22 protein-coding genes and 1 tRNA gene are annotated in these 21,886 nt (G+C 55.7%); 10 read left to right on the top strand and 13 right to left on the bottom strand.

The genetic code is table 11. From position 1 onward, the window contains the following. Positions 1 to 9: 9 nt before the first annotated feature. From atzF to AC1RO5_RS19120, 6 genes are all read left to right on the top strand, one after another. Positions 10 to 1,788 carry an allophanate hydrolase gene (gene atzF / locus AC1RO5_RS19145; RefSeq protein ID WP_493176954.1) on the top strand — a complete coding sequence of 593 codons (1,779 nt, stop codon included), beginning with the start codon at positions 10 to 12 and terminating at the stop codon, positions 1,786 to 1,788. 122 nt (positions 1,789 to 1,910) lie between these two features. Next, positions 1,911 to 2,129 (top strand): cysteine-rich CWC family protein, encoded by a 219-nt coding sequence (locus AC1RO5_RS19140; protein WP_026345689.1) that lies wholly within the window; start codon positions 1,911 to 1,913, stop codon positions 2,127 to 2,129. A 33-nt stretch (positions 2,130 to 2,162) separates the two neighbouring features. Next, positions 2,163 to 2,855 carry a pseudouridine synthase gene (locus AC1RO5_RS19135; protein ID WP_493176953.1) on the top strand — a complete coding sequence of 231 codons (693 nt, stop codon included), beginning with the start codon at positions 2,163 to 2,165 and terminating at the stop codon, positions 2,853 to 2,855. Between the two features lie 316 nt (positions 2,856 to 3,171). Beyond that, positions 3,172 to 4,056, top strand: a complete 885-nt coding sequence (locus AC1RO5_RS19130; protein WP_413696402.1) for an alpha/beta fold hydrolase — start codon at positions 3,172 to 3,174, stop codon at positions 4,054 to 4,056. 162 nt (positions 4,057 to 4,218) lie between these two features. Beyond that, a tRNA-Gly gene (locus AC1RO5_RS19125) sits at positions 4,219 to 4,292 on the top strand. A gap of 329 nt (positions 4,293 to 4,621) precedes the next feature. Then, on the top strand, positions 4,622 to 6,187 hold the full coding sequence (locus AC1RO5_RS19120; RefSeq protein ID WP_493176952.1) for a Fic family protein: 1,566 nt from the start codon (positions 4,622 to 4,624) through the stop codon (positions 6,185 to 6,187). Between the two features lie 198 nt (positions 6,188 to 6,385). Here AC1RO5_RS19120 and AC1RO5_RS19115 read toward each other — a convergent pair whose 3' ends face one another. From AC1RO5_RS19115 to AC1RO5_RS19105, 3 genes are all read right to left on the bottom strand, one after another. Then, positions 6,386 to 7,252 carry a DUF6216 family protein gene (locus AC1RO5_RS19115; protein WP_493176951.1) on the bottom strand — a complete coding sequence of 289 codons (867 nt, stop codon included), beginning with the start codon at positions 7,250 to 7,252 and terminating at the stop codon, positions 6,386 to 6,388. A 42-nt stretch (positions 7,253 to 7,294) separates the two neighbouring features. Next, a complete protein-coding gene (locus AC1RO5_RS19110) occupies positions 7,295 to 8,458 on the bottom strand; it encodes a DUF3800 domain-containing protein (RefSeq protein WP_493176949.1) in 1,164 nt (387 codons plus the stop codon). Positions 8,459 to 8,521: 63 nt separating this feature from the next. Then, the gene (locus AC1RO5_RS19105) at positions 8,522 to 8,890 is read right to left on the bottom strand and encodes a hypothetical protein (protein ID WP_476214914.1); all 369 of its coding nucleotides are present in this window, start codon (positions 8,888 to 8,890) and stop codon (positions 8,522 to 8,524) included. Positions 8,891 to 9,443: 553 nt separating this feature from the next. Here AC1RO5_RS19105 and AC1RO5_RS19100 point away from each other — a divergent pair. Then, a complete protein-coding gene (locus tag AC1RO5_RS19100; protein ID WP_493176947.1) occupies positions 9,444 to 9,998 on the top strand; it encodes a magnesium transporter in 555 nt (184 codons plus the stop codon). A gap of 57 nt (positions 9,999 to 10,055) precedes the next feature. Here the strand turns inward: AC1RO5_RS19100 and AC1RO5_RS19095 are convergent, their stop codons facing one another. Genes AC1RO5_RS19095 through AC1RO5_RS19075 form a run of 5 tightly spaced genes read right to left on the bottom strand, consistent with a single transcriptional unit; the run spans position 10,056 to position 15,086 of the window. Continuing rightward, positions 10,056 to 10,373 (bottom strand): cytochrome C oxidase subunit IV family protein, encoded by a 318-nt coding sequence (locus AC1RO5_RS19095; RefSeq protein ID WP_493176946.1) that lies wholly within the window; start codon positions 10,371 to 10,373, stop codon positions 10,056 to 10,058. A gap of 13 nt (positions 10,374 to 10,386) precedes the next feature. After that, on the bottom strand, positions 10,387 to 11,100 hold the full coding sequence (locus tag AC1RO5_RS19090) for a heme-copper oxidase subunit III family protein (protein ID WP_428632878.1): 714 nt from the start codon (positions 11,098 to 11,100) through the stop codon (positions 10,387 to 10,389). A gap of 6 nt (positions 11,101 to 11,106) precedes the next feature. Further along, the gene (locus tag AC1RO5_RS19085) at positions 11,107 to 11,793 is read right to left on the bottom strand and encodes a cytochrome c oxidase subunit 3 (RefSeq protein WP_493176944.1); all 687 of its coding nucleotides are present in this window, start codon (positions 11,791 to 11,793) and stop codon (positions 11,107 to 11,109) included. Beyond that, on the bottom strand, positions 11,790 to 13,565 hold the full coding sequence (ctaD, locus tag AC1RO5_RS19080; protein ID WP_493177021.1) for a cytochrome c oxidase subunit I: 1,776 nt from the start codon (positions 13,563 to 13,565) through the stop codon (positions 11,790 to 11,792). The genes AC1RO5_RS19085 and ctaD overlap by 4 nt, the downstream gene beginning before the upstream one ends. 48 nt (positions 13,566 to 13,613) lie before the next feature. Next, on the bottom strand, positions 13,614 to 15,086 hold the full coding sequence (locus tag AC1RO5_RS19075) for a c-type cytochrome (RefSeq protein ID WP_493176943.1): 1,473 nt from the start codon (positions 15,084 to 15,086) through the stop codon (positions 13,614 to 13,616). Between the two features lie 312 nt (positions 15,087 to 15,398). Here AC1RO5_RS19075 and AC1RO5_RS19070 point away from each other — a divergent pair, with 312 nt between their 5' ends. Beyond that, positions 15,399 to 15,734 (top strand): hypothetical protein, encoded by a 336-nt coding sequence (locus AC1RO5_RS19070; RefSeq protein WP_019647955.1) that lies wholly within the window; start codon positions 15,399 to 15,401, stop codon positions 15,732 to 15,734. A 105-nt stretch (positions 15,735 to 15,839) separates the two neighbouring features. On the opposite strand, the gene AC1RO5_RS19065 is transcribed toward AC1RO5_RS19070, so the two are convergent. From AC1RO5_RS19065 to AC1RO5_RS19055, 3 genes are all read right to left on the bottom strand, one after another. Continuing rightward, the gene (locus AC1RO5_RS19065; RefSeq protein WP_493176941.1) at positions 15,840 to 17,966 is read right to left on the bottom strand and encodes a TonB-dependent siderophore receptor; all 2,127 of its coding nucleotides are present in this window, start codon (positions 17,964 to 17,966) and stop codon (positions 15,840 to 15,842) included. Between the two features lie 161 nt (positions 17,967 to 18,127). Beyond that, complete coding sequence (gene tam / locus AC1RO5_RS19060) at positions 18,128 to 18,898, bottom strand: trans-aconitate 2-methyltransferase (RefSeq protein WP_493176940.1); 771 nt, start codon at positions 18,896 to 18,898, stop codon at positions 18,128 to 18,130. 71 nt (positions 18,899 to 18,969) lie between these two features. After that, entirely contained in the window at positions 18,970 to 19,299 is a 330-nt protein-coding gene (locus tag AC1RO5_RS19055) for a YXWGXW repeat-containing protein (protein WP_493176938.1), read from the bottom strand. A gap of 441 nt (positions 19,300 to 19,740) precedes the next feature. Here AC1RO5_RS19055 and AC1RO5_RS19050 point away from each other — a divergent pair, with 441 nt between their 5' ends. Beyond that, a complete protein-coding gene (locus tag AC1RO5_RS19050; protein ID WP_493176936.1) occupies positions 19,741 to 20,244 on the top strand; it encodes an inclusion body family protein in 504 nt (167 codons plus the stop codon). Positions 20,245 to 20,370: 126 nt separating this feature from the next. Next, on the top strand, positions 20,371 to 20,910 hold the full coding sequence (locus AC1RO5_RS19045) for an AidA/PixA family protein (RefSeq protein WP_493177019.1): 540 nt from the start codon (positions 20,371 to 20,373) through the stop codon (positions 20,908 to 20,910). Positions 20,911 to 21,050: 140 nt separating this feature from the next. Here AC1RO5_RS19045 and AC1RO5_RS19040 read toward each other — a convergent pair whose 3' ends face one another. Further along, complete coding sequence (locus tag AC1RO5_RS19040) at positions 21,051 to 21,554, bottom strand: DUF4142 domain-containing protein (protein WP_086944815.1); 504 nt, start codon at positions 21,552 to 21,554, stop codon at positions 21,051 to 21,053. A gap of 73 nt (positions 21,555 to 21,627) precedes the next feature. Continuing rightward, a complete protein-coding gene (locus tag AC1RO5_RS19035; protein ID WP_493176934.1) occupies positions 21,628 to 21,786 on the bottom strand; it encodes a KGG domain-containing protein in 159 nt (52 codons plus the stop codon). Positions 21,787 to 21,886 lie beyond the last annotated feature (100 nt).

Here is a 21,886-nt window from a genome sequence, read left to right as displayed (position 1 = left end):
ATCTGAACCATGAACATCAATCTGCAACTCGACGCCCTGCGCAGTGCTTACCGTGACGGCCACACAACGCCTCGGCAACTGCTGCCGAACCTGCGGAAAAAAGCCGCAGCGCTGAACCCGGACTATCACCTGTTCATCCATTTACTCAGCATCGAGGAACTGGAACCGTACCTCGCCGCCCTCGACGGTCGTGACCCAGGCAGTCTGCCGCTGTACGGCGTGCCGTTCGCGATCAAGGACAATATCGATCTGGCAGGCATTCCGACCACGGCGGCGTGCCCGGCGTTTGCCTATGTGCCGGAACGTTCGGCGACCATCGTCGAGCAACTGCTGGCGCTGGGCGCGATCCCGCTGGGCAAGACCAATCTCGACCAGTTCGCCACCGGCCTCAACGGCAGCCGCTCGCCGTATGGCGCTTGCCCGAACAGCGTGTTGCCGGAGTATCCGTCGGGCGGTTCCAGCGCTGGGTCTTCACTGGCGGTGGCGCTCGGCGTGGCGAGTTTTGCCCTAGGCACGGACACCGCAGGTTCCGGGCGCGTACCGGCGGCACTGAACAATCTGGTCGGTTTGAAAGCCACCAAAGGGCTGATCTCCACGGCCGGGGTGGTTCCGGCCTGTCGCACGCTCGATTGCGTCACGACCTTTACGGCCACGGCCCGGGAAGCCAGTCAGTTGTTGGCACTCACAGCTCATCTCGATCCACGGGACGAATACAGCCGCAGCAACCCGCTGTGGAATGACGGCTCGGCCTTCGGTACGCCGCGCGCGTTTCGTTTCGGTGTGCCCCGTGCGCAGGACCTGGCGTTCTTCGGCTGTCCTGAAGGCCCGTTGTTGTTCGGTGATGCCATCGACCAGCTCAAAGCCATGGGCGGTGAAGCGGTCGAACTGGATTTGTCGCCCTTCCTTGAAGCGGCGCGGTTGCTCTACGAAGGGCCATGGGTGGCCGAGCGTTACAGCGTGGCCGGAGAATTGATGGAGCAAAATCCTCAAGCCGTGCTGCCGGTGATTCGTGCCGTGCTGGCCAAGGCCCCGGCGGTGACCGGCGTACAAACCTTCCGTGCCCACTACCGGCTGCAAGCCTTGAAGGCGCTGTGCGACAGAGCATTGGAGGGACTGGACTGCGTGCTGACGCCAACCATCGGCCGTCCGGTGACGCTGGCGGAACTTGCCGCCGAACCGGTGCTGCGTAACTCGGAACTGGGCTACTACACCAACTTCATGAACCTGCTCGATTACGCTGCCGTCGCCGTGCCCAGCGGATTGATGGGCAATGGTTTGCCATGGGGCGTGACCTTGTTTGGTCGCGCGTTTACCGATCAGTATCTGCTGAGCGTGGCGGATGCCCTGCAACGTCAGCAGGGCCTGGCTTCACCCGTACCGGCTGCCATCGCGCGCAATGACCGGGCACGGCTGGTGGTCTGCGGCGCGCACCTGGAGGGGCTGGCGCTGAACTGGCAGCTCAAGCAGCGCGGAGCCCGGCTGGTCGAAATCACCCAGAGTTCTCCCGACTATCAGCTGTATGCCCTGGCCGGCGGCCCACCGTATCGTCCCGGTATGGTCCGCGTTAAAGAGGGCGGCGTGGCGATTGCGGTGGAAGTATGGGAATTGCCGAGCAGTGAGCTGGGTTCGTTCCTGACCGGGATTCCTGCACCGTTGGGGTTGGGCAAGGTGCAACTGGCAGATGGCCGTTGGGAGAGCGGGTTTATCTGTGAGCCGTATGGGCTGGAGGGGGCAGTGGAGATCAGTCATTTGGGCGGATGGCGTGCGTATTTGAAAAGCCTGGGTTAATCGCCTGATCGCCGGCAAGACTCCTTCAGGAATGTGCAGGCGTTAGCTTGCACATGGTGGCTTGCGGGACGATCATGCGCAGCTCGGGCCAAGCAAACCGGCCATTACCGAATGCCCCTTTCATGAATAAGCCTGACCTCTGCCCGGCCTGCGGCGCCTCCAACGACTGCAGCCTGGCTGACCCGCGAACTGTCGATCGTGCCTGCTGGTGCTACGGCGTCAGCATTGACCCGGCGGTGCTCCAAGCCCTGCCCGTCGAGCTGCGCGACAAGTCCTGCCTGTGCCCGGCCTGCGCCCGGGTCGAAACGCAGTTGCAAGCAGCCGCCTGGTCGATCACGTAAGATACGCAGCCCTTTTCCCACCGATCCCTGGCCATGCGCGTTGACCGTTTCCTCAGCAACCTGCCCCGCTTCAACCGCAAGCAGGTACGCCTGTTGCTGGTGGAAAAGCGCGTCAGGGTCGACGGAACTATCGTCAGCGACCCTCACGCCGAGGTGCTTGAGTTCAGCCGCGTGGAAGTCGACGACGAAGTGCTGCAAATCGGCAAACCGGCCCGCTACTTTATGCTGCACAAACCGCCCGGCTGCGTCAGCGCCACCCGCGACCCGCAACACCCGACGGTGCTCGACCTGATCCATGAAGCGGACAAGGATGACCTGCATATTGCCGGTCGCCTGGACTTCAACACCACCGGCCTGATGCTGATCACCAACGACGGCACCTGGTCGCGACGCCTGACCCAGCCGCAGACCAAACTGCCCAAGGTCTACTACGTCGAGACAGAGCAGGAAATCACTGCCGACTACGCGATCACGTTCGCCAAAGGCCTGTACTTCGCCTTCGAAGACCTCACCACCCAACCTGCCGAACTGGTCTTGCTCGGGGCAAAATCGGCGCGTCTGAGCATCGTCGAGGGCCGTTATCACCAGGTAAAGCGGATGTTCGGCCACTTCGACAACAAGGTGTTGCGCCTGCACCGCGAGCGCATGGGGCCGCTGCTGCTCGACGACGCGTTGAAGCCCGGCGAATACCGGCCGCTGAGCGTCGAAGAGATCCGATTGATCTAAGCAGACGACCGCTCAGCAGAAGTTGTCGAACATTTTTCGAAAGATACTTGCGCGATGACGTGACCCCTGCTTGAATCAGGACGTCGGCGCGAAACGTGACCGACGAGTCACCAAAACTACTCTAAGAAACTTTTTGCCGGCAGAGAACCCTCAGGTTCCGCCTTCCCCCGGCAAACTGCCCGCTTATAACAATACCCGTCGACCGGCCTGCAATGGATCGACATGGGCCTTCAAAAATTCCAGGCGTATGCCTACCTGTCACAAAGCTCGTGCAATCTGATTTGCGCGCATACCCGCTTGCCAGGAGTCTTATGTCATGAGGCCAGAAATCGCTGTGCTGGATATACAGGGTCAGTATCGGGTTTACACGGAGTTCTATCGCGCAGACGCCGCAGAAAAGACCATCATTCTGGTCAACGGCTCGATGTCCACGACTGCGTCGTTTGCCCAAACCGTGAAAAACCTTTATCCGCAGTTCAATGTGGTGTGCTACGACCAGCCCTACGCGGGCAAGTCCAAGGCTCACAACCTGCATGAGAAAATGCTGACCAAGGAAATCGAAGGGCAGATCCTCCTGGAGTTGATCGACCACTTCGCCGCCGAACACGTACTGTCGTTTTCCTTTGGTGGCGCCGCCACGCTCGTCGCCCTCGCCCACCGGCCACGGCGTATCGAAAAGGCTGTGATCAGTTCGTTCTCGCCGGTGGTCAACGAGCACATGCTCGACTACCTTCAGCGCGGTGTCGATTACCTCGGCAACCGGGACGGTGACCGCGTCGGTCACTTGGTGAACAGCACCATCGGCAAGCACCTGCCTTCGCTGTTCAAGCGCTTCAACCACCGTCACGTCAGTTCGTTGGCCGAACATGAATACGGGCAGATGCACTTTCACATCAGCGACGTGCTCAACAGCGATCGCAACTGCTATCTGAACACGGCAAAGAAAATCAACGTGCCGGTGCTGTTCATGAACGGCGAGTGGGACGAGTACACCGCTGCCGACGATGCCAGGCTGTTCGCCGGCCATGTGCAGCACAGCACCTTCACCACCCTTCAGGCCACCGGCCACTTTCTCGACATGGAACATAAAACTGCCTGCCAAGACAGCCGCAACGCACTGCTGGGCTTCCTGAAACCGGCGCAACACGAAAGCCGGCCGCGTTACCACTACGTCCAGGACCACCATGCATTGGCAATCTGAAACAGAGTCATCGCGAGCAAGCCCAGTCCTGTAGGAGCGAGGCTTGCCCGCGAATGACCGTAACGCGGTCTCTGCGTGTGTTTCACCCGGCGCTAAAGCCATCGCGCATAAAGAAAAACTTCAAATCCGCGCTCACATCTGGTACAAAGTCAGCCGCTCTGAGCGGGTGTCGTATAATGGCATTACTCCAGCTTCCCAAGCTGATAACGAGGGTTCGATTCCCTTCACCCGCTCCAATCAGATTTCAGTCTCACGTCGTTTTTTGACGGGGGATGCAGGTAAAGAAAAAACCGGCCTTGATGGCCGGTTTTTTTGTGCCTGGGATTTGGTGGGATCGGGCTCTGAGGCATCTCCCCTTTTTCGTCCGTTGTCCGCTGATCGATGAGTAAGTGCTCTCGGGGCGTTAGCGACTATCCTGAAATCCGTTAGCGTTTTTTTTGAAAAAGACGGATTTATTATCGAATTTCATCAAGCGTTAATATTTTCATATCTACGGAAATTAGCGTTTTCGCATATGATCGATGTTCTGTTAGCGTTTTTCTTGCCCCAGTAAAGGATTTCGTCAATGCAAGTCGGTTTCAAGACCCTCGCAAACCGTTACGACATCGCACTGGCACAGCCTCTACGAGTTGACTCGATGATCGGCACTGTACGTGTCAGTCGCGAAAGTGACGGCAATGTGGAGAACCGGTATCCGGCAAGCTATCGGCCCGCAGACGATTTCGCAGGGCATTTCGAATTCGGCCTCAAGTACGAAGAGATCCATCTCGAGTTCTTCGCCCGCCTGTTTGCGGCCATAGGTCCGCAGCCTGTCGAAGACTGGTGTCGACGGGAGCCATTCGGCCAATACGCCCGTCGCACGGGATTCCTCTACGAATGGCTGACAGGGCAACGTCTGGATGTGCCAGACGTGACCAATGGCGGCTATGTTGATGTACTTTCGCCAACGGATTACCTGACTCGTCACGAGGCACTGCGAACGCGGCGTTGGCGAGTCAATAACAACCTGCCGGGGACGGCTGGATTCTGCCCCTTGGTTCGCCGTACGGCGCCAGTGCAGGAGGCCCTGCAATTCGATCTACGCGAGGCATTGGATGAATTGGATCAGGCCTTTGGCCCCGACATCCTGATGCGTACCGCCAGTTGGCTGACGTTCAAGGAATCGCGCGCAAGCTTTCTCATCGAAAAGGAAGCCGACCAGGCCGATCGCATCCAGCGGTTTGCCCATGTCATCGCCCAATACTGCGGACATATCAAAGACCCGTTGAGCAACGACAGCCTGCACTCCCTGCAAGCCGGCATTCTGGGGCGTGATGCCATTGGACTGGGCCTGCGGCGCTCTCCGGTGTTTGTGGGACAAGCCACGATGCGCGAGGACATCGTGCATTACATTGCCCCACATTTCGCGGATCTCGCTCAGCTATTGGCAGGACTCAACGAGTTTGAAGTTGCAACGCGTGGCGCGGAATCATTGGCACGTGCCGCTGTGTTGGCCTTTGGCTTCGTGTACATCCATCCCATGCGCGATGGCAATGGCCGGATTCATCGTTTCCTGATCAACGACACCCTGATTCGGGATAAGGCAGTGCCCGACGGCGTGATACTGCCGGTGTCAGCCACAATCACGAGCTCGATCGACTTCAGGGCCGGCTACGACCGCACGCTCGAAGTGTTCTCACGCCCGTTCATGCGACGTTACGCAGCGGCCTATCGGTTCGGCGAACTCGCGACCTACGAGGACGGGACTCGCAGCAACTTCATCTTCGATGAATACAAGGACGCGTGTTTCGCCTGGCGCTATCCCGATCTGACCGAACACGTCCTGTACACCGCACGTGTCGTCGAGCACACGATTCGAAAGGAAATGGCGGATGAAGCCAGAGTACTGGTGATCTTTCAGCGAGCTCAGGAACAGCTGAAAGAGGTACTGGAAATGCCTGACCTGGATGCGAACCGCATCATCCGCTCCATCAAGGAGAACGGCTGGGTGGTTTCCGGCAAGCTAAAGAAAGGGTACCCGCAGCTTGAAGATGAGCGCATGGCGGAACGAGTCGTGGAGGCCGTGCGTTCTGCGTTTGAGGATCGAGAGATGGGTGCAGGCGAGGAAGGATTTTTCGGCGAATCCGGATAAGGCGCTGGGATGGATTAGAAAAAACGGCCTTGATAGCCGTTTTTTTTGTACCTGGGATTTGGTCGAGTCGTGACCGACTTAGCTGTTTGCTGATAAATAAATCCGTCACCTTTTTCCCCCATCTCCATACGCTGCCGGTGAACAGGCAATAGCGAGCTCTCGTTCCGTCAGGCATGACTATCACCTGAAGCACTTGGCCTAGTCGTAATAATACCTTGCATATTCTGGAAGAGGACTATCACCAAAGCGGAGCTTTTTCTGGCTGCGTCTTTGAAACTCTATTGCGTATCGCCGCCTGCGACTTCCCTGCAGTACAGCAAGAGGCACGAGGAGCAAAGGGAGCGAAATGGTCCATGCCAGAATTTTCTGCTCTCTGATGGTTTTCTCCACGTGCCCTTTCTTGTTGTCGAGCAGAAGGTAGCATATAACTTTTTTATCCCAGTCATCGGATAATGGCGCTGCCGTATTATCCAGCAAGCAATTGCCTGCGCTCATTTTCCAGGAGTCAGATACATGAAATGATTGCGGAAGATAAGAGGTGAAAGAGAAAGCATGGCTATTGGCAACCCAAAACCATTGGCCGGTTTTATTTACTTTAAATAAGGCAGCATTGGGGGTGTGAATGGCGAAAAAAATTAGAACGGAAAAAAGCAGGACTATTGCAACGAACGTTTTTACAAATTTCGGCTGCGAAATTTTAAAGATCTGCTCTGTTGGATCGAAATAAGGGCGCGCTCTTTTGATCTCATTCAGTCGTATGCCGGATCGTTCTGCCCAAGCGATTAATTTGTCCATCGCATAAGGTGTTTTGACATTCAACTTAAATTTGAAATTGAAGTAATCTAGGTCTAGCTCTTGTTGTTGATGTCTTTTTAGCTTGTCATGATTAAATGAGTGTTTGTTGCCAATTAGATCAGATATTCGGTTTCTGATTATGGAGAGCGATTCTGTGACCGTGCAAATATAAATTATATATAGTACGGTCATCCCTACCGCAAAGAGAGGCGCGATTTTTTGCCACTTTTCCACCGAAACGGAAATGTAGCCAAAGAGTTGTGGATCCATTGCTTGTCCTATTAGATTTTCAGGAGTTCTGTTTCATCCATCCTAGAGTCCCTCTAGAGAGGCGAGCAGTTTGGCTAGGTCGGTGAGATTGGCCGCCGTGACGATGTCATATTCTCCTCGACTGCTCAGCCGATAAACCTCTCGGGCTTTTTTAACGCGCTCGAGGAGAGGGACGACTATCCCTGATGCCCTTTCGAGAAACTCATTGATGTCCGCACGTGTCTGGGGAATCTTGTAGCCCTTTGCCGCGCTCGTAATGATGACGTCTGCATCGCGAAGTTTGGCAACGCCACTGGAGCGAACTCTCTGGTCGTTGACCTCCCCAAAGCCCCTGTCTTTTAGATGGGCAATGATTTCTGCGGTTGGCACGTAGTCTTTGGTGACGAATTCGCTCTGAAACCTCAAGAACCGCAAAATGCTTAGCTGCAGGCGTTCATCCTCATCCGGATGCTGACCAACGCGTTCGCTGAAACGGTCAGCCTGGCGGAGAGCTTCCTGATGCACCTGGTAGTCTGCATATCCGGATTCATCTGTCGGAGGCGGTAGGAACGACTGATACCTTGGTGGCCACTCCAGCAGGCCAAGAGTCAGCTTTCCGAGGATTTTCTTATAGGCCAGCACCGCATCTTCCGAAGCCTTCCCTTCATAGATCTGTGCGACCGATCCGGCAAAAAAATCCGCAACCTGAATCAGCACATTGTCCTTGCTGGACATCGTCCGGAAAGCATTTTCATCACCGAACAGATCGTCGACAAACCGATCTACAACGTAGCTTTTGAGGCTCTGCTGGAACTCATGGCCACCATGCTCGTCAACGGTCATCTGGAGATTGCGGCAGGTGCTGAAGAGGCGTTCGTAGAGCAATCCATTCACGTATTTGATGAATGAAGTTTTAAAGCGAAGCCCACCATCTTTATGGATTCTCGACTTATCAACGACGGTGAAATAGAGCTTGAATGGCAGTTCGGCTAATTCGTTCAGAATCCGAGCGCGACGATCTGAATCCTTAGCCTTCAGCTTGCTGGACTTGATCTCGCCAGTTTGAAAATTGCGCTTTCGTATCACTTCAGCTTGAGCATGGACGGCATCGAAGTTTTTCTCTGCGACCAGGATGGAGCACACGATGAAGAAGCCTGAGCTCCCCGTCTTTGATGTGTCCAAGTCGGCATTCCCGGACTCATCCACGAAGGCATACGTTCTGTCCAATTTGCGTGCTCCATCATCATCCGTCTGATCGCGTCGGATCGCCCAGCGGCATTGGGGGCGGTCTCAGTTGGTTGCGGTGGTGGTGCCTGGCGCAGGGCCTTCGCTGAACGTGTAGTTGATAACCACGTCATTGCGGATCAGGACGTCGAGCGTTTTCTGAGTGCCAGTAGTCGTCACCTTCATAGTGACAACATAACTTTGGGCGTGGGCTGAGCCATTGGTGTAGGTGTATACCCATTTCTCGTCAGTCTCGCTGACTGCGCTCTTGGCGTAAGGCTCACCGAACAGCGACTTCAACTCGGTAGTCGTAGTTTTACCCTTGGTGATACTCGCCACACTGGCCGACGGAAAATCCCGGCCTGCGGTGAAGTGCGACGTAGCGCAACCGCCAAGTGCCAAACAAATGCCCATAACTGCGATGAGACTTTTCATATTCGTCCTTGATGGTAGAGAACTCCAAATCCTAGCTGCCATCTAGGCCAAAAGCCATCACCAAGTTAATCAGCTTCTTCCGCGTTCTCACAGCAATCAGAGCACCTTGACGCCCCAGCTAGCTTGACCGTCGTCCCCGCTATCTGGCCTTGACCGTCCACAATTGCTCTACCTTCCGTTGTCTGCTGATCGATGAGTAAGTGCTCTCGGGACGTTAGCGACTACCCTGAAGTCCGTTAGCGTTTTTTTCGGAAAACACGGATCTATTATCAAATTTCATCAAGCGTTAATATTTTCATAGCGTTTGGGGTTCCTCTACGAATGGCTGACAGGGGAACGTCTGGATGTGGCGCTGCAATGCAGAATTCGTCGGCCCCTCATACCGCCCCCAGTCCTTGACGCCTCCCGCCCCGCATACTAGCGAATGCTATACTTCCTACGAATTGCATGAAGTGTGCAACGTTCCCCACGGGCGCAGATACCGACTGCAAATCTCAGTTTACGGCTGCAAGACAGAGGAGGCCTGCAGCCAACACGAGATGGGAGGTGTGGCATGAACCGACACTATTACATCAGTGACAATCTCGACGATCTCGAATCCGTTGAAAATGAACTGGAAGCCAACGGCATCAATACCGAACAAATTCATGTGCTCAGTGAACAAGTGGCTGATGTTGAAGAACATCACCTCCACGAGGTCAACTCGTTGATGAAGCAGGATGTTGTTCACTCTGGCGAGATTGGTGCGGTGGTTGGTGTGCCACTCGCGGCACTGGTCCTTGGCGGCGCCTATTGGATGGGCTGGACCGAATCCGCTGCAGGCTGGGTGCCTTTTATCTTCCTTGCCATTGTCATATTTGGCTTCTGCATCTGGGAAGGCGGTTTCTTTGGTATCCAGGTGCCCAACGCTCACTTCCGCAGCTTTAAACAGATGGTAGAAGAAGGCAAACATATCTTCTTCGTGGATGTTGAACCGAATCAGGAACCGGTATTGGATCGGGTCATCGAACATCATCCAAAGCTGAAGATCGCCGGCACGGGTACGGCATCCCCTCACTGGACAGTCGCCTGGCTGCACAAATGGCATCAGTTCAAGCGAACGATATAACGCCATTTATTGCTATTGCGGGTTAGCGCCGGAGGCTCGAGGCCATCCGGAAGCTGCTTATTGACCGAAGAAAATGACCCGGCTGAGGAAAACATAATCCGCCTCGGTGGCCATCAGCCCGACGAGCACCAGCAAACACAACGGTGGCACCAGTATGGCGTAGACCAAGGCCAAGCGTTCCCAGGCCATGTGCATGAAGATGGAGACAATCAAGCCTGCCTTCAACAACATGAACGTGATAATCAGGGCCCACCGAAGGTAGCCATGGAAGTGAAAATAGTCGACCAGATACGACATCGTGCTGAGGACGAATAACAGCCCCCAGATTTTGAGATACAAACCAATCGGATGTTGCTGACCCTGAGCATGCGCCATCACCCGTGCTCCTCTACCATAAATAGAAGAAAGCAAAAATAAACACCCACACCAGATCCACGAAGTGCCAGTAAAGCCCGGCTATCTCCACGTTCTGATAGTTTCCGGAGCGCTCATAATCTCCTCGCATGACTTTCATCGCCACAATGCTGAGGTAGATGGCGCCAATTGACACATGCAGTCCGTGGAAACCGGTAATCATGAAAAAGCTGGCACCGAATTGCGCCGCGCCCATGGGATTCCCCCAAGGACGCACGCCTTCGGCGATGAGCTTGCTCCATTCAAATGCCTGCATGCTGACAAAGGTCACGCCCAAGGCAGCGGTCGCCAGCATCAGGGCCGTGGTTTTCGCGCGATCACGGCGATAGGCGAAGTTAACGGCCATGGCCATGGTGCCGCTGCTGCTGATCAGCACAAAGGTCATGATGGCGATCAAAATAAGCGGGATTTCTCTGCCGCCGATCGTCAATGCGAACACTTCACTGGGGTTCGGCCAAGGGGCGGTGATGGTCATGCGGACCGACATGTAGCCGGTTAAAAAGCAGGTGAATATAAACGTATCGCTGAGCAGGAATATCCACATCATCGCCTTGCCCCAAGGGACCTGCCTGAAAGCCTCCCTATCCGAGGCCCAGTCGCTGGCGATGCCCTGCCATCCGGGCGCAGGTGGCGAGCCTGGCGGATTGGATGAACTTGACTCGCTTGGGGCTTGTGGATGCGATGCCATGGCTTTTCACCTCAGGCCGCAGAATCTGGCGATGGCTTCATAGGTTTGCGGCGTGCTGGTCAGCAGCGCGAAGAGCACGAACCAAAGACCCAATAAGTAATGCCAATAGATGGTACAGAGCTCTACGCTGGCGCTGAGTTGCGGCAACGGCACGTGACGCAGGAATTTAGCGACGGTTATGCCCCAGGCAATCAACCCGCCCAGTAGATGGAGGCCATGCACACCGGTCAACAGGTAGAAGAAACTGTTGGCCGGATTGCTGGCGACAAAGTAGCCCCAAGCGACAAACTGCTGCCAGACCCAGATTTGTCCCGTCAGAAAGGCAATTGCAAATACGCCCCCCACTACAAAACCCATGACCGTTGCGTCCAGTCGAGCCTGTCGGGCGGCCATGCGCGACCACTGCAGTGCGATGCAACTCAATACCAGAAAAGCCGAATTCACCCACAGCGGCCATGGATTGGCTAATGGCGCCAAGGGGTCTGTCAGGGGTAGCCAGTCGGCCATTTGTGAGCGGGCGATGAAGGCGAGCAGGAAGAGAAAGAATAACGAACTCACCACAGCCAGAAACAAGCGCAGGCCTATCCTTGCCGTTTGGCTTCTATCAGCGGCGGCCTGAATACCTTCAGGATCGCGATTCCAACTGCCGCCGGGGTCAGCGTCCTCGGCGTTTCTCAATAGCAGTCTGTTCATGTTTTAACGTCCGCTATCTTGGTTCCGGCACTGAGTTGGCGCATTTGCTCCAGTTCCTCGGCGGAGACCGTTTGCGGAACGAAATCCTGTTCTATCCCCGGCACGCTGTAGTCATAGGCCCAGCGATGCACCACCGGCAGCTTCGCGCCCCAGTTACCGTGTATCGGCGGGGTGTTCGGCGTTTGCCATTCCAGACTGGCCGCCCCCCAAGGGTTACTGCCCGCGGGTTTGCCTTTAAATACACTCCAGGCCAGGTTGAACACGAACAGCAACTGGGAAACGCCGACAATCAATGCGACCACCGTAATGAAGGCATTCAACTCTTGCGCCGACTGTGGGATGAACGCGTAGTTTTCATAGGCGTAGTAACGGCGCGGCATGCCCTGGAAACCCAGGTAGTGCATGGGGAAGAAGATGGCGTAGGTGCCCAGAAAGGTGATCCAGAAATGCAACTTGCCCAGGGTGTCGTTAAACATGCGCCCGGTGACTTTCGGAAACCAATGATAAATGCCGCCGAACACCACCAGTACCGGTGCGACGCCCATGACCATATGGAAATGGGCGACGACGAAATAGGTGTCCGAGAGCGGAATGTCCACGATCACATTGCCGAGAAACAACCCGGTCAGACCACCCACCAGGAAGGTGACGATAAAGGCCAGGGCAAACAGCATCGGCACGGTCAGATGAATGTCGCCCCGCCACAGGGTCAGCACCCAGTTATAGACTTTCAGTGCGGTCGGCACCGCGATGATCAAGGTGGTGACGGCGAAGAAAAAGCCAAAGTACGGGTTCATTCCGCTGACATACATATGGTGCGCCCAGACCACAAAGCTGAGCACGCCAATCGCAATAATCGCCCACACCATCATTCGGTAGCCGAAGATATTTTTACGCGCATGGGTGCTGATCAAGTCGGAGACCAGGCCAAACGCAGGGAGAGCAACGATGTAGACCTCCGGGTGGCCGAAGAACCAGAACAGGTGCTGGAACAAGATCGGGCTACCGCCCTGATGATTGAGCTGCTGCCCCAGCGAGATCATCGCCGGCATAAAGAAGCTGGTGCCCAACAGCTTGTCGAACAGCATCATGACCGCACTGACAAACAGCGCCGGGAAGGCCAGCAAGGCCATGATCGAGGCCATGAAGATTCCCCATACGGAGAGCGGCATGCGAAACAATGTCATGCCGTGCGTGCGCGCCTGCAACACCGTGGTGACGTAGTTCAGCCCGCCCATGGTGGCGGCGACAATAAAAATCGCCAGTGAGATGAGCATCAGGACAATGCCCCACTCGACCCCCGGTGTCCCCTGAGAAATGGACTGTGGCGGATAGAGCGTCCAGCCTGAACCCGTGGGGCCGCCAGGAACAAAGAAACCGGCGAGCAATACCAGTACCGCCACCAGGTAGAACCAGTAACTCAGCATATTGACGTAGGGGAAAACCATGTCGCGGGCGCCCACCATCAGTGGGATCAGATAGTTACCGAAACCTCCCAGAAACAGGGCCGTCAGCAAATAAATGACCATGATCATGCCGTGCATGGTCATCGCCTGATAGTAAGTATTGGCGTCCATGAACGCCAAACTGCCGGGAAAACCTATCTGTATGCGCATCAAGCCGGACAACACCACGGCGATAAGCCCCACGAACAGAGCCGTCAACGAATATTGAATGGCTATGACCTTGTGGTCCTGACTCCAGACATATTTGGTCAGGAAGCTTTTAGGCTCGTGCAGTGCTTCTGTTTCGGCTTGCTCCGCATAGGCCATCACGTCATCCTCCTGTCGAAGTTTCAGTGTATTGCTGGCTGCTTACGGCTATTTCCCTGGCTGCGCCTTGCTCGCATCAGCGTCGGCATTCGCTTTGGATTTGATAAAAGCGATCAGTGCGTTCAACTCCTTGTCACTCGGAGCAAAGGCCGGCATGACGGCTGCATAACCCTTGACGATTTTGGCAGCGGGATTAAGAACCGAATCTTTTATATAACCCTCATCGACCTTGATGCTCGTACCATCGGCAAGGGTTTCGGTCTTGCCATACAGGCCCTGCCAACTGGGACCAATGCCCTTGCTGCCATCGACACTGTGGCAGGCCAGACAGCCGAGCGACTCGGCCAGCCGCTGTCCCTGCGCCGCCAAGTCGTCACCTGGGGCCGACGCTTCGCCGGCAGAACGTTCATCGCCTTGGGGCGCGACACCCAGCGATTTGATCAGGGCGACGAGCGCACCCAGTTCATCGTCATTGAGAGTATAGGTCACCATGACCGGCGGGTAGCCTTGTACCAGGCGGGCCTTCGGATCGAGAATCGACTCTTTCAGGTAAGCCTCATCGACCTGCACACGGGTGCCATCGGCAAGCTGTTCCGTACGACCATACAACCCCTTCCATCCCGGGCCGAGACTGGCACTGCCATCCTGGCTATGGCAGGCCTTGCAGCCGTATTTTTCGACCAACAGTCGGCCTTTTTCCAGCACGCTGTCCTGACTGGGCTTGGCAGCTGTCGTTAATGTCTGCGCAAAAGTCGGTTGGCTGGCTAACCATTGATCGAAGACGTCCTGTTCTTCCACGATCATATGGCCGCGCATGTTGTAATGACCTACGCCACAATATTCAGCGCACAGGATTTCATAGTTCCCGGTTTTGGTCGGCGTAAACCAAAAATACGAAACCATCCCTGGCACCATGTCCATCTTGCTGCGCATTTGCGGCACATAGAAATCGTGCAATACATCTTTGGATCGCAGTAAAACTTTCACCGGCTTATCGAGTGGAAGACGAACTTCATTGCTTTTTATCAGTACATCGTCCTGCCCGGCAGGATCATTGGGATCAAGGCCGAGGGGGTTGGTGGAATCAACAAACTTGATATCCGACTTACCCAACTTCCCGTCTTGGCCAGGGAAGCGAAAGGCCCACTGCCACTGCTGGGCGATCACTTCAAGTTCATAGGCATTTTTCGGTACCCGGATAAAATCATCGTAAACAACCAGGCCTGGCGCCAGCATGGCGGCAATACCTACCGAGGTAACGATAATTAACCATAGTTCCAGCTTTTTACTTTCTGGCTGGTAGTGCGCCCTGGAACCCGCCTTGTGACGATAACGCATCACCGCTACCGCCATGAATACCGTAATGGCGATGAAGAATATTCCACTAATGATCAGCGTGATGAACAGGGTGGTGTCTATGGATCCCCAGTTGGAAGCTGCCGGTGTTGCATGCCAAGGCGCGAATATATGGAAGAGTACTGATGCAATAACGATTAGTATCAGGATAATTGCTATTGCCATGTTCTCTTCATCCTGTTCCTGTTACTCATTGGTTATGCCAAAGCATCGCCACTGACGTCCAAGCAGGGCAGACATCTGCCACCCATCCCGGTGGCAAAGTCAGTAAGAAGTATAGAGCGATCGGGCTGTACCGTGAGGCGGGCAAGCGAGGCCCGGTTGCCAGCTATACTCAGTTTCAGATTACGGACGGCAGAGATCGGCCAGAAGCGGCTCAAAAGACCAACCCTGCCCATGCGTAGTAGTCAGAAAAGTGATGGCCTTGAGGGGAGACAAGAGCCACAGAGTCCAGCAGTCCACGACGGAGGTTTCGTCATGAGTACCCTGACGATCGAAGGCTGGTGCAAGCCCAGACCCGACCAGAAGTCCATTCCGATCGGTGAGATCCATTTTTACGTCGACGGCCCCCTCCATCTGCGCCTGGAGGATGCTGAAGAACGCCTGCAGAAGACCCATGAGCGAGAAGCAATGGTCGATGTCGACATGAGCTCAATGGAGTTGATCTTGCCTGAGGGATACGCTCCCTTGTCCGACTGCCAAATGCGCGTCTATTTGCATGACGAGCGCGGTCAGTTCCATTTGGTCGGGCATCGAGCGAGCGATGGCAGCTTGATCTATAGCAATGCGGTTTTGATTGATCAGTTGCTTTAGCAGCGCCCCGAAGTATCCGCCTGGAAATAAAAATGCCAGTCAGCCTGACTGGCATTCCTCTTGAAGGGGAGCGCGTGTTGCTCGCAAGGATGCCGTGAAGATCGGCTAGAGCGTGTAAGAAATACCGACCTGAACGGTTCTCGGCTCACCAGGGTAGGCATAGACATTGCCAAAGGCGCCTTCTTCATAGTCACGGTCGAACAGGTTCTTCACATCGAGATTGAGTCTGACCTTGTCATTGACCTTGTAGAAACCGAGCAGGTCGACAACGGTGTAACTGCCCATAGAAAACGCCGTGTTAGCAGTCTGGCCCGCACGCTCATCGACGTACTTACCACCCACGCCCAAGCCTAGCCCTTTGAACATGCCATCCTGGAACTCATAGACGTTGAGCAGGCTGAAGCTATTCTGCGGAATGTTCATCAGCCGGGTTCCCGACTGGATCACATTGTCCTTGGTGACCTCGGCATCGACATAGGCATAGCCGCCAATCACTCGCCATTCCGGAGTCAGATTGCCGGCCACGTTCAGATCAAAGCCACGGCTGCGCACCTCGCCGGCCGCTACGCTGAATGTTGAGTCCACAGGGTCGGTGGTAAGGACGTTGCGTTTTTCAATCTGGTAGATCGCCGCGTCAACACTCAATTGGCGATCCAGGGCTTCCCATTTGATACCCATCTCATAAGACTTGCCCTTTTCCGGGTCAAAACCTCCGCCCTGACGGCTGGCCCCCGTATTGGGCTTGAAGGAGCGCGCTGCATCGGCATACACCGCTACAGTATCGGTAAGATCGTAAATCACCCCAAGACGCGGCGTCACCGCATTGTCGCTCGCCGCCCAGCTCCTGCCACCCGGCACAAAAGTTTCGTAGTCGTGCTCAAAGCGCTCGAAGCGGGCGCCCGCCAAGACTTTTAAACGCTCGGTCAACGCCACCTGATCCTGAACGAAGGCTGCGTATGTCTTGAGGTTTTCCTTGTCGTTGGTCGGGGTACGGGTCAAGGCTGGACGCGGCTGGCCGTACACCGGATTGAAGAGGTCGATCGAATAGGCGCCGACCGCTCCGCTGGAGCGCTGGATGATGGACTTGTAGTCATAATCCTCGTACTCGACACCGGTCAACAGCGTGTGCTCGAAGCCACCCGTGGAGAAATGCCCGGTGAGGTTCAGTTGAGTGTCTTTGTCCGTCCATTCCAGCTTGCGGTAGCTGAAATTACGACCCAACGTGCGCCCGTCAGCGGCAACGCCATTGGCTTCAATTGCGTTGCCCTGCAAGGTGCCATCGAGCCATTGAAAACCACCACCCAATGTCCAGTTATCGCTTAGCAGGTGCTCGAACCGCAGCTGCGCCATGTTGTTGTCGTTGTGTAATTTGCCCGCGTCTTTTTCACCGAAGAAGGTGTCACGGGACGCTGTGCCAATTTGATTCGGATAGCGCGTCAGACCGCGGTCCAGAGGGTGATTGTTGCGCATGAAATCGCCCTCGAAAATCACCTTGGTGTCGTCGTTGGCCTGCCAGGAAAGAACCGGCGTCACTCCATAACGTTCGGTTTCGACATGATCACGGAAGGTTTCCCCGCCCTCGCCCACCACATTCAGGCGATACGCCAGACGACCTTCTTCATCGAGCGGGCCTGAGGCATCCAGCGTACCGCGCTGCATACCCTGGTCGTCGAGCTGACTCCCCAGAGTGACAGAGCGCTCAGCCAGCGGCTGTTTGGAGACCACGTTAAACGTGCCGCCCGGGTCGCCTCGACCGTAGAGCATGGTCGCTGGGCCGCGCAGCACCTCCAGTCGCTCGATGGTGTTTGCGTCAGGCATGTTCGGATAACCACGGTTGATCGGAAAACCGTTGCGATAAAACTCTCCGGTAGTAAATCCACGCACCGTAAAGGTGGTCAGCCCCTGACCACCGAAGTTGTTGGCCCGCCCCACTCCGCCAGCATAATCGAGTGCGTCCTGAAGGCGAGTTGCACCGAGGTCCTCTACAACATCCTTGGACACCACGCTAATGGACTGCGGCGTTTCGTGAATCGCAGTGTCGGTTCGTGTCGCACTGGCCGACCGCGTTGCGTGATACCCCTTCACCGGCCCTTGTGCCGTTTCATAGTCCGTCGTACCGATGATGTCAGTCGCTTGCAACTCCAGACTGGTGTTTTCCGTAGCGGCTTGCTCTGCCCATGCAGACGGAGAAAACGCCTGGAGCACACAGATAGAAAACAGAGTACGACGCATTGATGATGAACCTTGGTGGAGAGGCCAAATGGGACGGCATACGTGCCAATAATTTTCGGCGCATGATATACCGTATCGTTAGCCTTTGATACGTATTCGCATTTGAATGCTTTTACGAAACCCACCAATGGGACAACCGACCAAACGTGTCCCTTTGTTCGTCAGCGCGTTGCCACCATGAACAACCGCGGAAACGGCAACAGCACCGAACCATCGCTCAGCACCGGATAGGCCTGCTCGATTGCTGCCTGATACTGCTTGAGATAGTGCACCCGCTCCGCATCATCCAGTGGTTCGAGAAAAGGCCGCAAACCGGAGCCCTTGAACCACTCGACCACACCTGACGTACCGTCCGCGAGCGGATGATAGTAAGTGGTGCGCCATACATCGACACGGGTGCAGTGAGCACGCAGCATTGAGTAGTAGCCGCTTGCCCCCTCCATCTCCGTTCGCTGGCCAGCAGCCCTTGCCAGCTTGTCAGCCCAAGGACCGTTCGCTGCCACCTCGCGCATCAACCGGTGCGACGGTTCGTTGAGGTTATCGGGCATCTGGATCGCCAGGCTGCCGCCGGGCGTGAGCCTGTTCACCAGTGATGGCAGCAACCTGGCGTGATCCGGCACCCACTGCAGCACCGCATTGGCGAAAATCACATCGAACGGGCCGGTCTCGTTCCAGGTATCAATGTCAGCGGTATCGAAACGTACCTGGGGCAAACGCTTGCGGGCGGCCTCGATCATATCGGTCGAACTGTCCAACCCACGCACCGCAGCATTGGGAAAACGCTGCACCAGCAACTCGGTCGAATTACCGGGGCCACAACCGATGTCGATGGCCGAACGGACGTCCACTGCGGGGATAGCGGCCAGCAAGTCACGCGCCGGGCGCGTGCGCTCATCTTCAAAAGCAACGTATTGTTTGGCGGACCAACTCATATCGCTCTCCTGTCGGGTGCATTGTTGCCGCCAGGGGCAGACAACCGATTGGCTACGATACATCGTCCGCGTCAGTTAACCCACGCCCCCACCCGCCAATGCCAGCCATCGTTACGTTGCTCCCAGTGTGGATGCACATAACGATACCCCGGTCGTTCCGGGACCCAATGGCCACGAACCGCGACATAACGCCCACCTTCCCAACGCCAGTACCCCCTGGACCAGAGGTAACCCGGCCGCCCCGCTGGCTCTACCTCAATAACGCGTTCCGGTGGCGGCTGCGGTGCGATGACCTCGACATATTCACGCAGCACCGGACGCCGGTCATGAACGACCCGTTCCTGCACACAACCTGCAGCGGCCACCATCACCGCCAGCAACACCACGTAACGTAACAACATGCCGCCTCCTCTGGCTGAAAGCCAAGTCGAGTGAACCAGCAAAAAAACGCCCCCTTTTCCACCATGCTCCTGCCTGGTTCACTGCTTTTTTAACAGGTCTTGTCTGTCTATTGCCTGAACCCGGATCACTTGACGATCGGAAAACACAGGGGATCTGGATGAGCCTTTTTTTATCGCCAAATCGTTGGAAGCCATAACCGAAATGACCGTTCGTCGACGACAACCAAAGCATTTTTGACAGTATAAAAATGGCATCTATAGTCCTATCGCGGCCTGTTGGAAGGAACCCAACCCGTCATTTCAAGGCAAGGAGCAAGGCCAGCTCGTCCCCCGAGATCGAGTGGGTTCCCCAGTAGTGTGTTCGCAACGGCCGCAAGGCAAGCAAGCGTTGTCGTGCCTGGTAAGTAGCCAGACAATCACTATGTTAAAAGGAGCTTCACTATGTCTCGAGTCACGGATGTACTTGTTTCCATCGACACTGAAACCATTCTGAAAAACTACCCGAACATCAGCAAAAACCCTGCTTCGCCGACTCTGATCGACTGGAAGCACGTCTACATGGTCACCAATCAGGATAACGTGGTCAGCGGCCAGGCCGGTGGCGAGCTGGACCTCAAGGCCCAGGTTGGCGATCTGATTCGCTGGCGTGAAACCAGCCTGTCCCAGAGTTTCGAAACCGCCGTAATTTTCTACAAGTTCATCGGCAACGCAGGCAACGACCTGATCTCCCCACCTTCACCGCGCCGCGCTACCGCTTGCGTTGCGGTACCCAACACCAGCAATCCGTCAGTGCCTAGCTGCCAGAAAGTCGACAACCATTACTGGTCCTCGGAAACCCTGGCGTGTGGTCGTGTGACCTATCACTTCAACTTCCTGATCGTCGACCGCAACTGCCAGATTATCGGCTGCTGCTCGTGGGACCCGTTCATTTCCATCCATAACTGATGATGGAATCGACCCCTTGGCAACAAGGGGTCACCCCAGTTCGTTGCCGCCTCGGCTGGAACAGGATGTCTTGCTTGAAACCGAAGCGGCTACCGTTTTGCGTCAACATCATGAAAGGAATCCATGATGACTTCCGAACCGATTACCCCCCCTTCGGCGAGTACCGTGACTGCCAATAGCGTGCTGCTGATCGTCGATGCCGAATCGCTGCTTTCCCGCTATCCGCAACCCAGCCTTGACCCGCAAAAGCCGACGGTGATTGAAAATGGCTTCATCTTCGCCATCAGTGCTACGACGGCAGCAGAAAGTGTTAAAAATGACAACAAAATTGCGCTAACCACCAACAACGGAAAAATCTTTCATCTTCGCGGCAGGACCGTCAGTTTGCTGGCCGAACACACCGTGGTATTCCACAACATGACGGTGGACGATGCCGGGATCCTTTCGCCGCCCAAACTGATCGTCCACGGCGACCAGACCGTCCCCGCACCCGACCCCGCCAACCCGACCCAACCAGGCAGCCATAGCGCCGATGATCATTATTGGGAGTGCTCACAACTGAGCACGGGCGTGGCAACCTGCGAACTGAGCTTCATGCTGATCAACCAGCGCTGCGAAGCGCTCGGCTACTTCAGCTGGAAGACCGAGGTGACGCTGTCGGCGTGAACGGATTTGCACAAAAAAGGCCTTTGAGGCGAATGCCAGTCAGTTGTAGGAGCCAGGCTTGCCGGCGAAGGCGTCCTTAAGTGCGTCTTCGCCGGCAAGCCTGACTCCTACGAAAGCCGATCACCCGCGCAACAGGCTGACTAACGACTGGCTTGCAGCGCCCTGGCCATTTGCAGATGGTTTTGCAGCTTGGGCAGGGTTTCTTCGGCGAACGCTTTGATTTGCGGCACGTCCGTGGTCTGCGCTTGTTGTTGAAGTTGCTCGATGGCTTCCTGGGTGGTTTTTACCTGACTGTCGACGTACGCCTGATCGAAAGAGGTATCGTCCTTAATCTCCGGTATCAAGGCTTTGGCCTTGTCGACCACCTCTTCGCGTGGTGCGACCGGTAAATCGAGTTGCTTGGCAATTTTCGCCAGATGCTGGTTGGCGGTGGTGCGATCGTTGATCACCACGATGGTGTAATCCTTGACCTCTTTGGATGCGGTTTTCTGGTGCGCCAGGCGGCTGGCTTCGATGTCGGCCATGCCTTGGGCCGACGCCTCATTGACGAATTCGGCGGGAGACTGGGCAAAGGCACTGCTGGCGCACAGGCCCAGTAACGTGGCAAAACCGGCATTGCGTAAACGGGTGGCCATCCGGCTCATGGTCGCGCCCTCCTTCTTGAAATTCAAACGGGAGCTTGCGCCCCCGTCTATTAAACAAAACCACCTTCACCTATTACCGAGACTTCTGACCGCCCTTGCGGCCCATGCCGCCTTTCGCAGGGTCTTTATCAACGGTCGTCGTGGTGGTTTTCCCACCTTTGCGACCCGCTTCAGACGCCTTGGTTCGATCGTTGGCGAAGCCTCCCGGGTTCGGATTCTTTGAAGTAGGCATGGTTCTCATCCTCTTGGTGATGATCACAGCGAGCAATCGCCCGCATAGGATATGAATTTCCATGCCCAAAAAGGTTTAGAAAACCTGGCAACGCCGCGAC

Source organism: Pseudomonas sp. GW822-FHT02G04, assembly GCF_058802085.1.
Note: the sequence above shows the minus strand (reverse complement) of the source record. Positions and strands in the feature narration are given on the sequence as shown.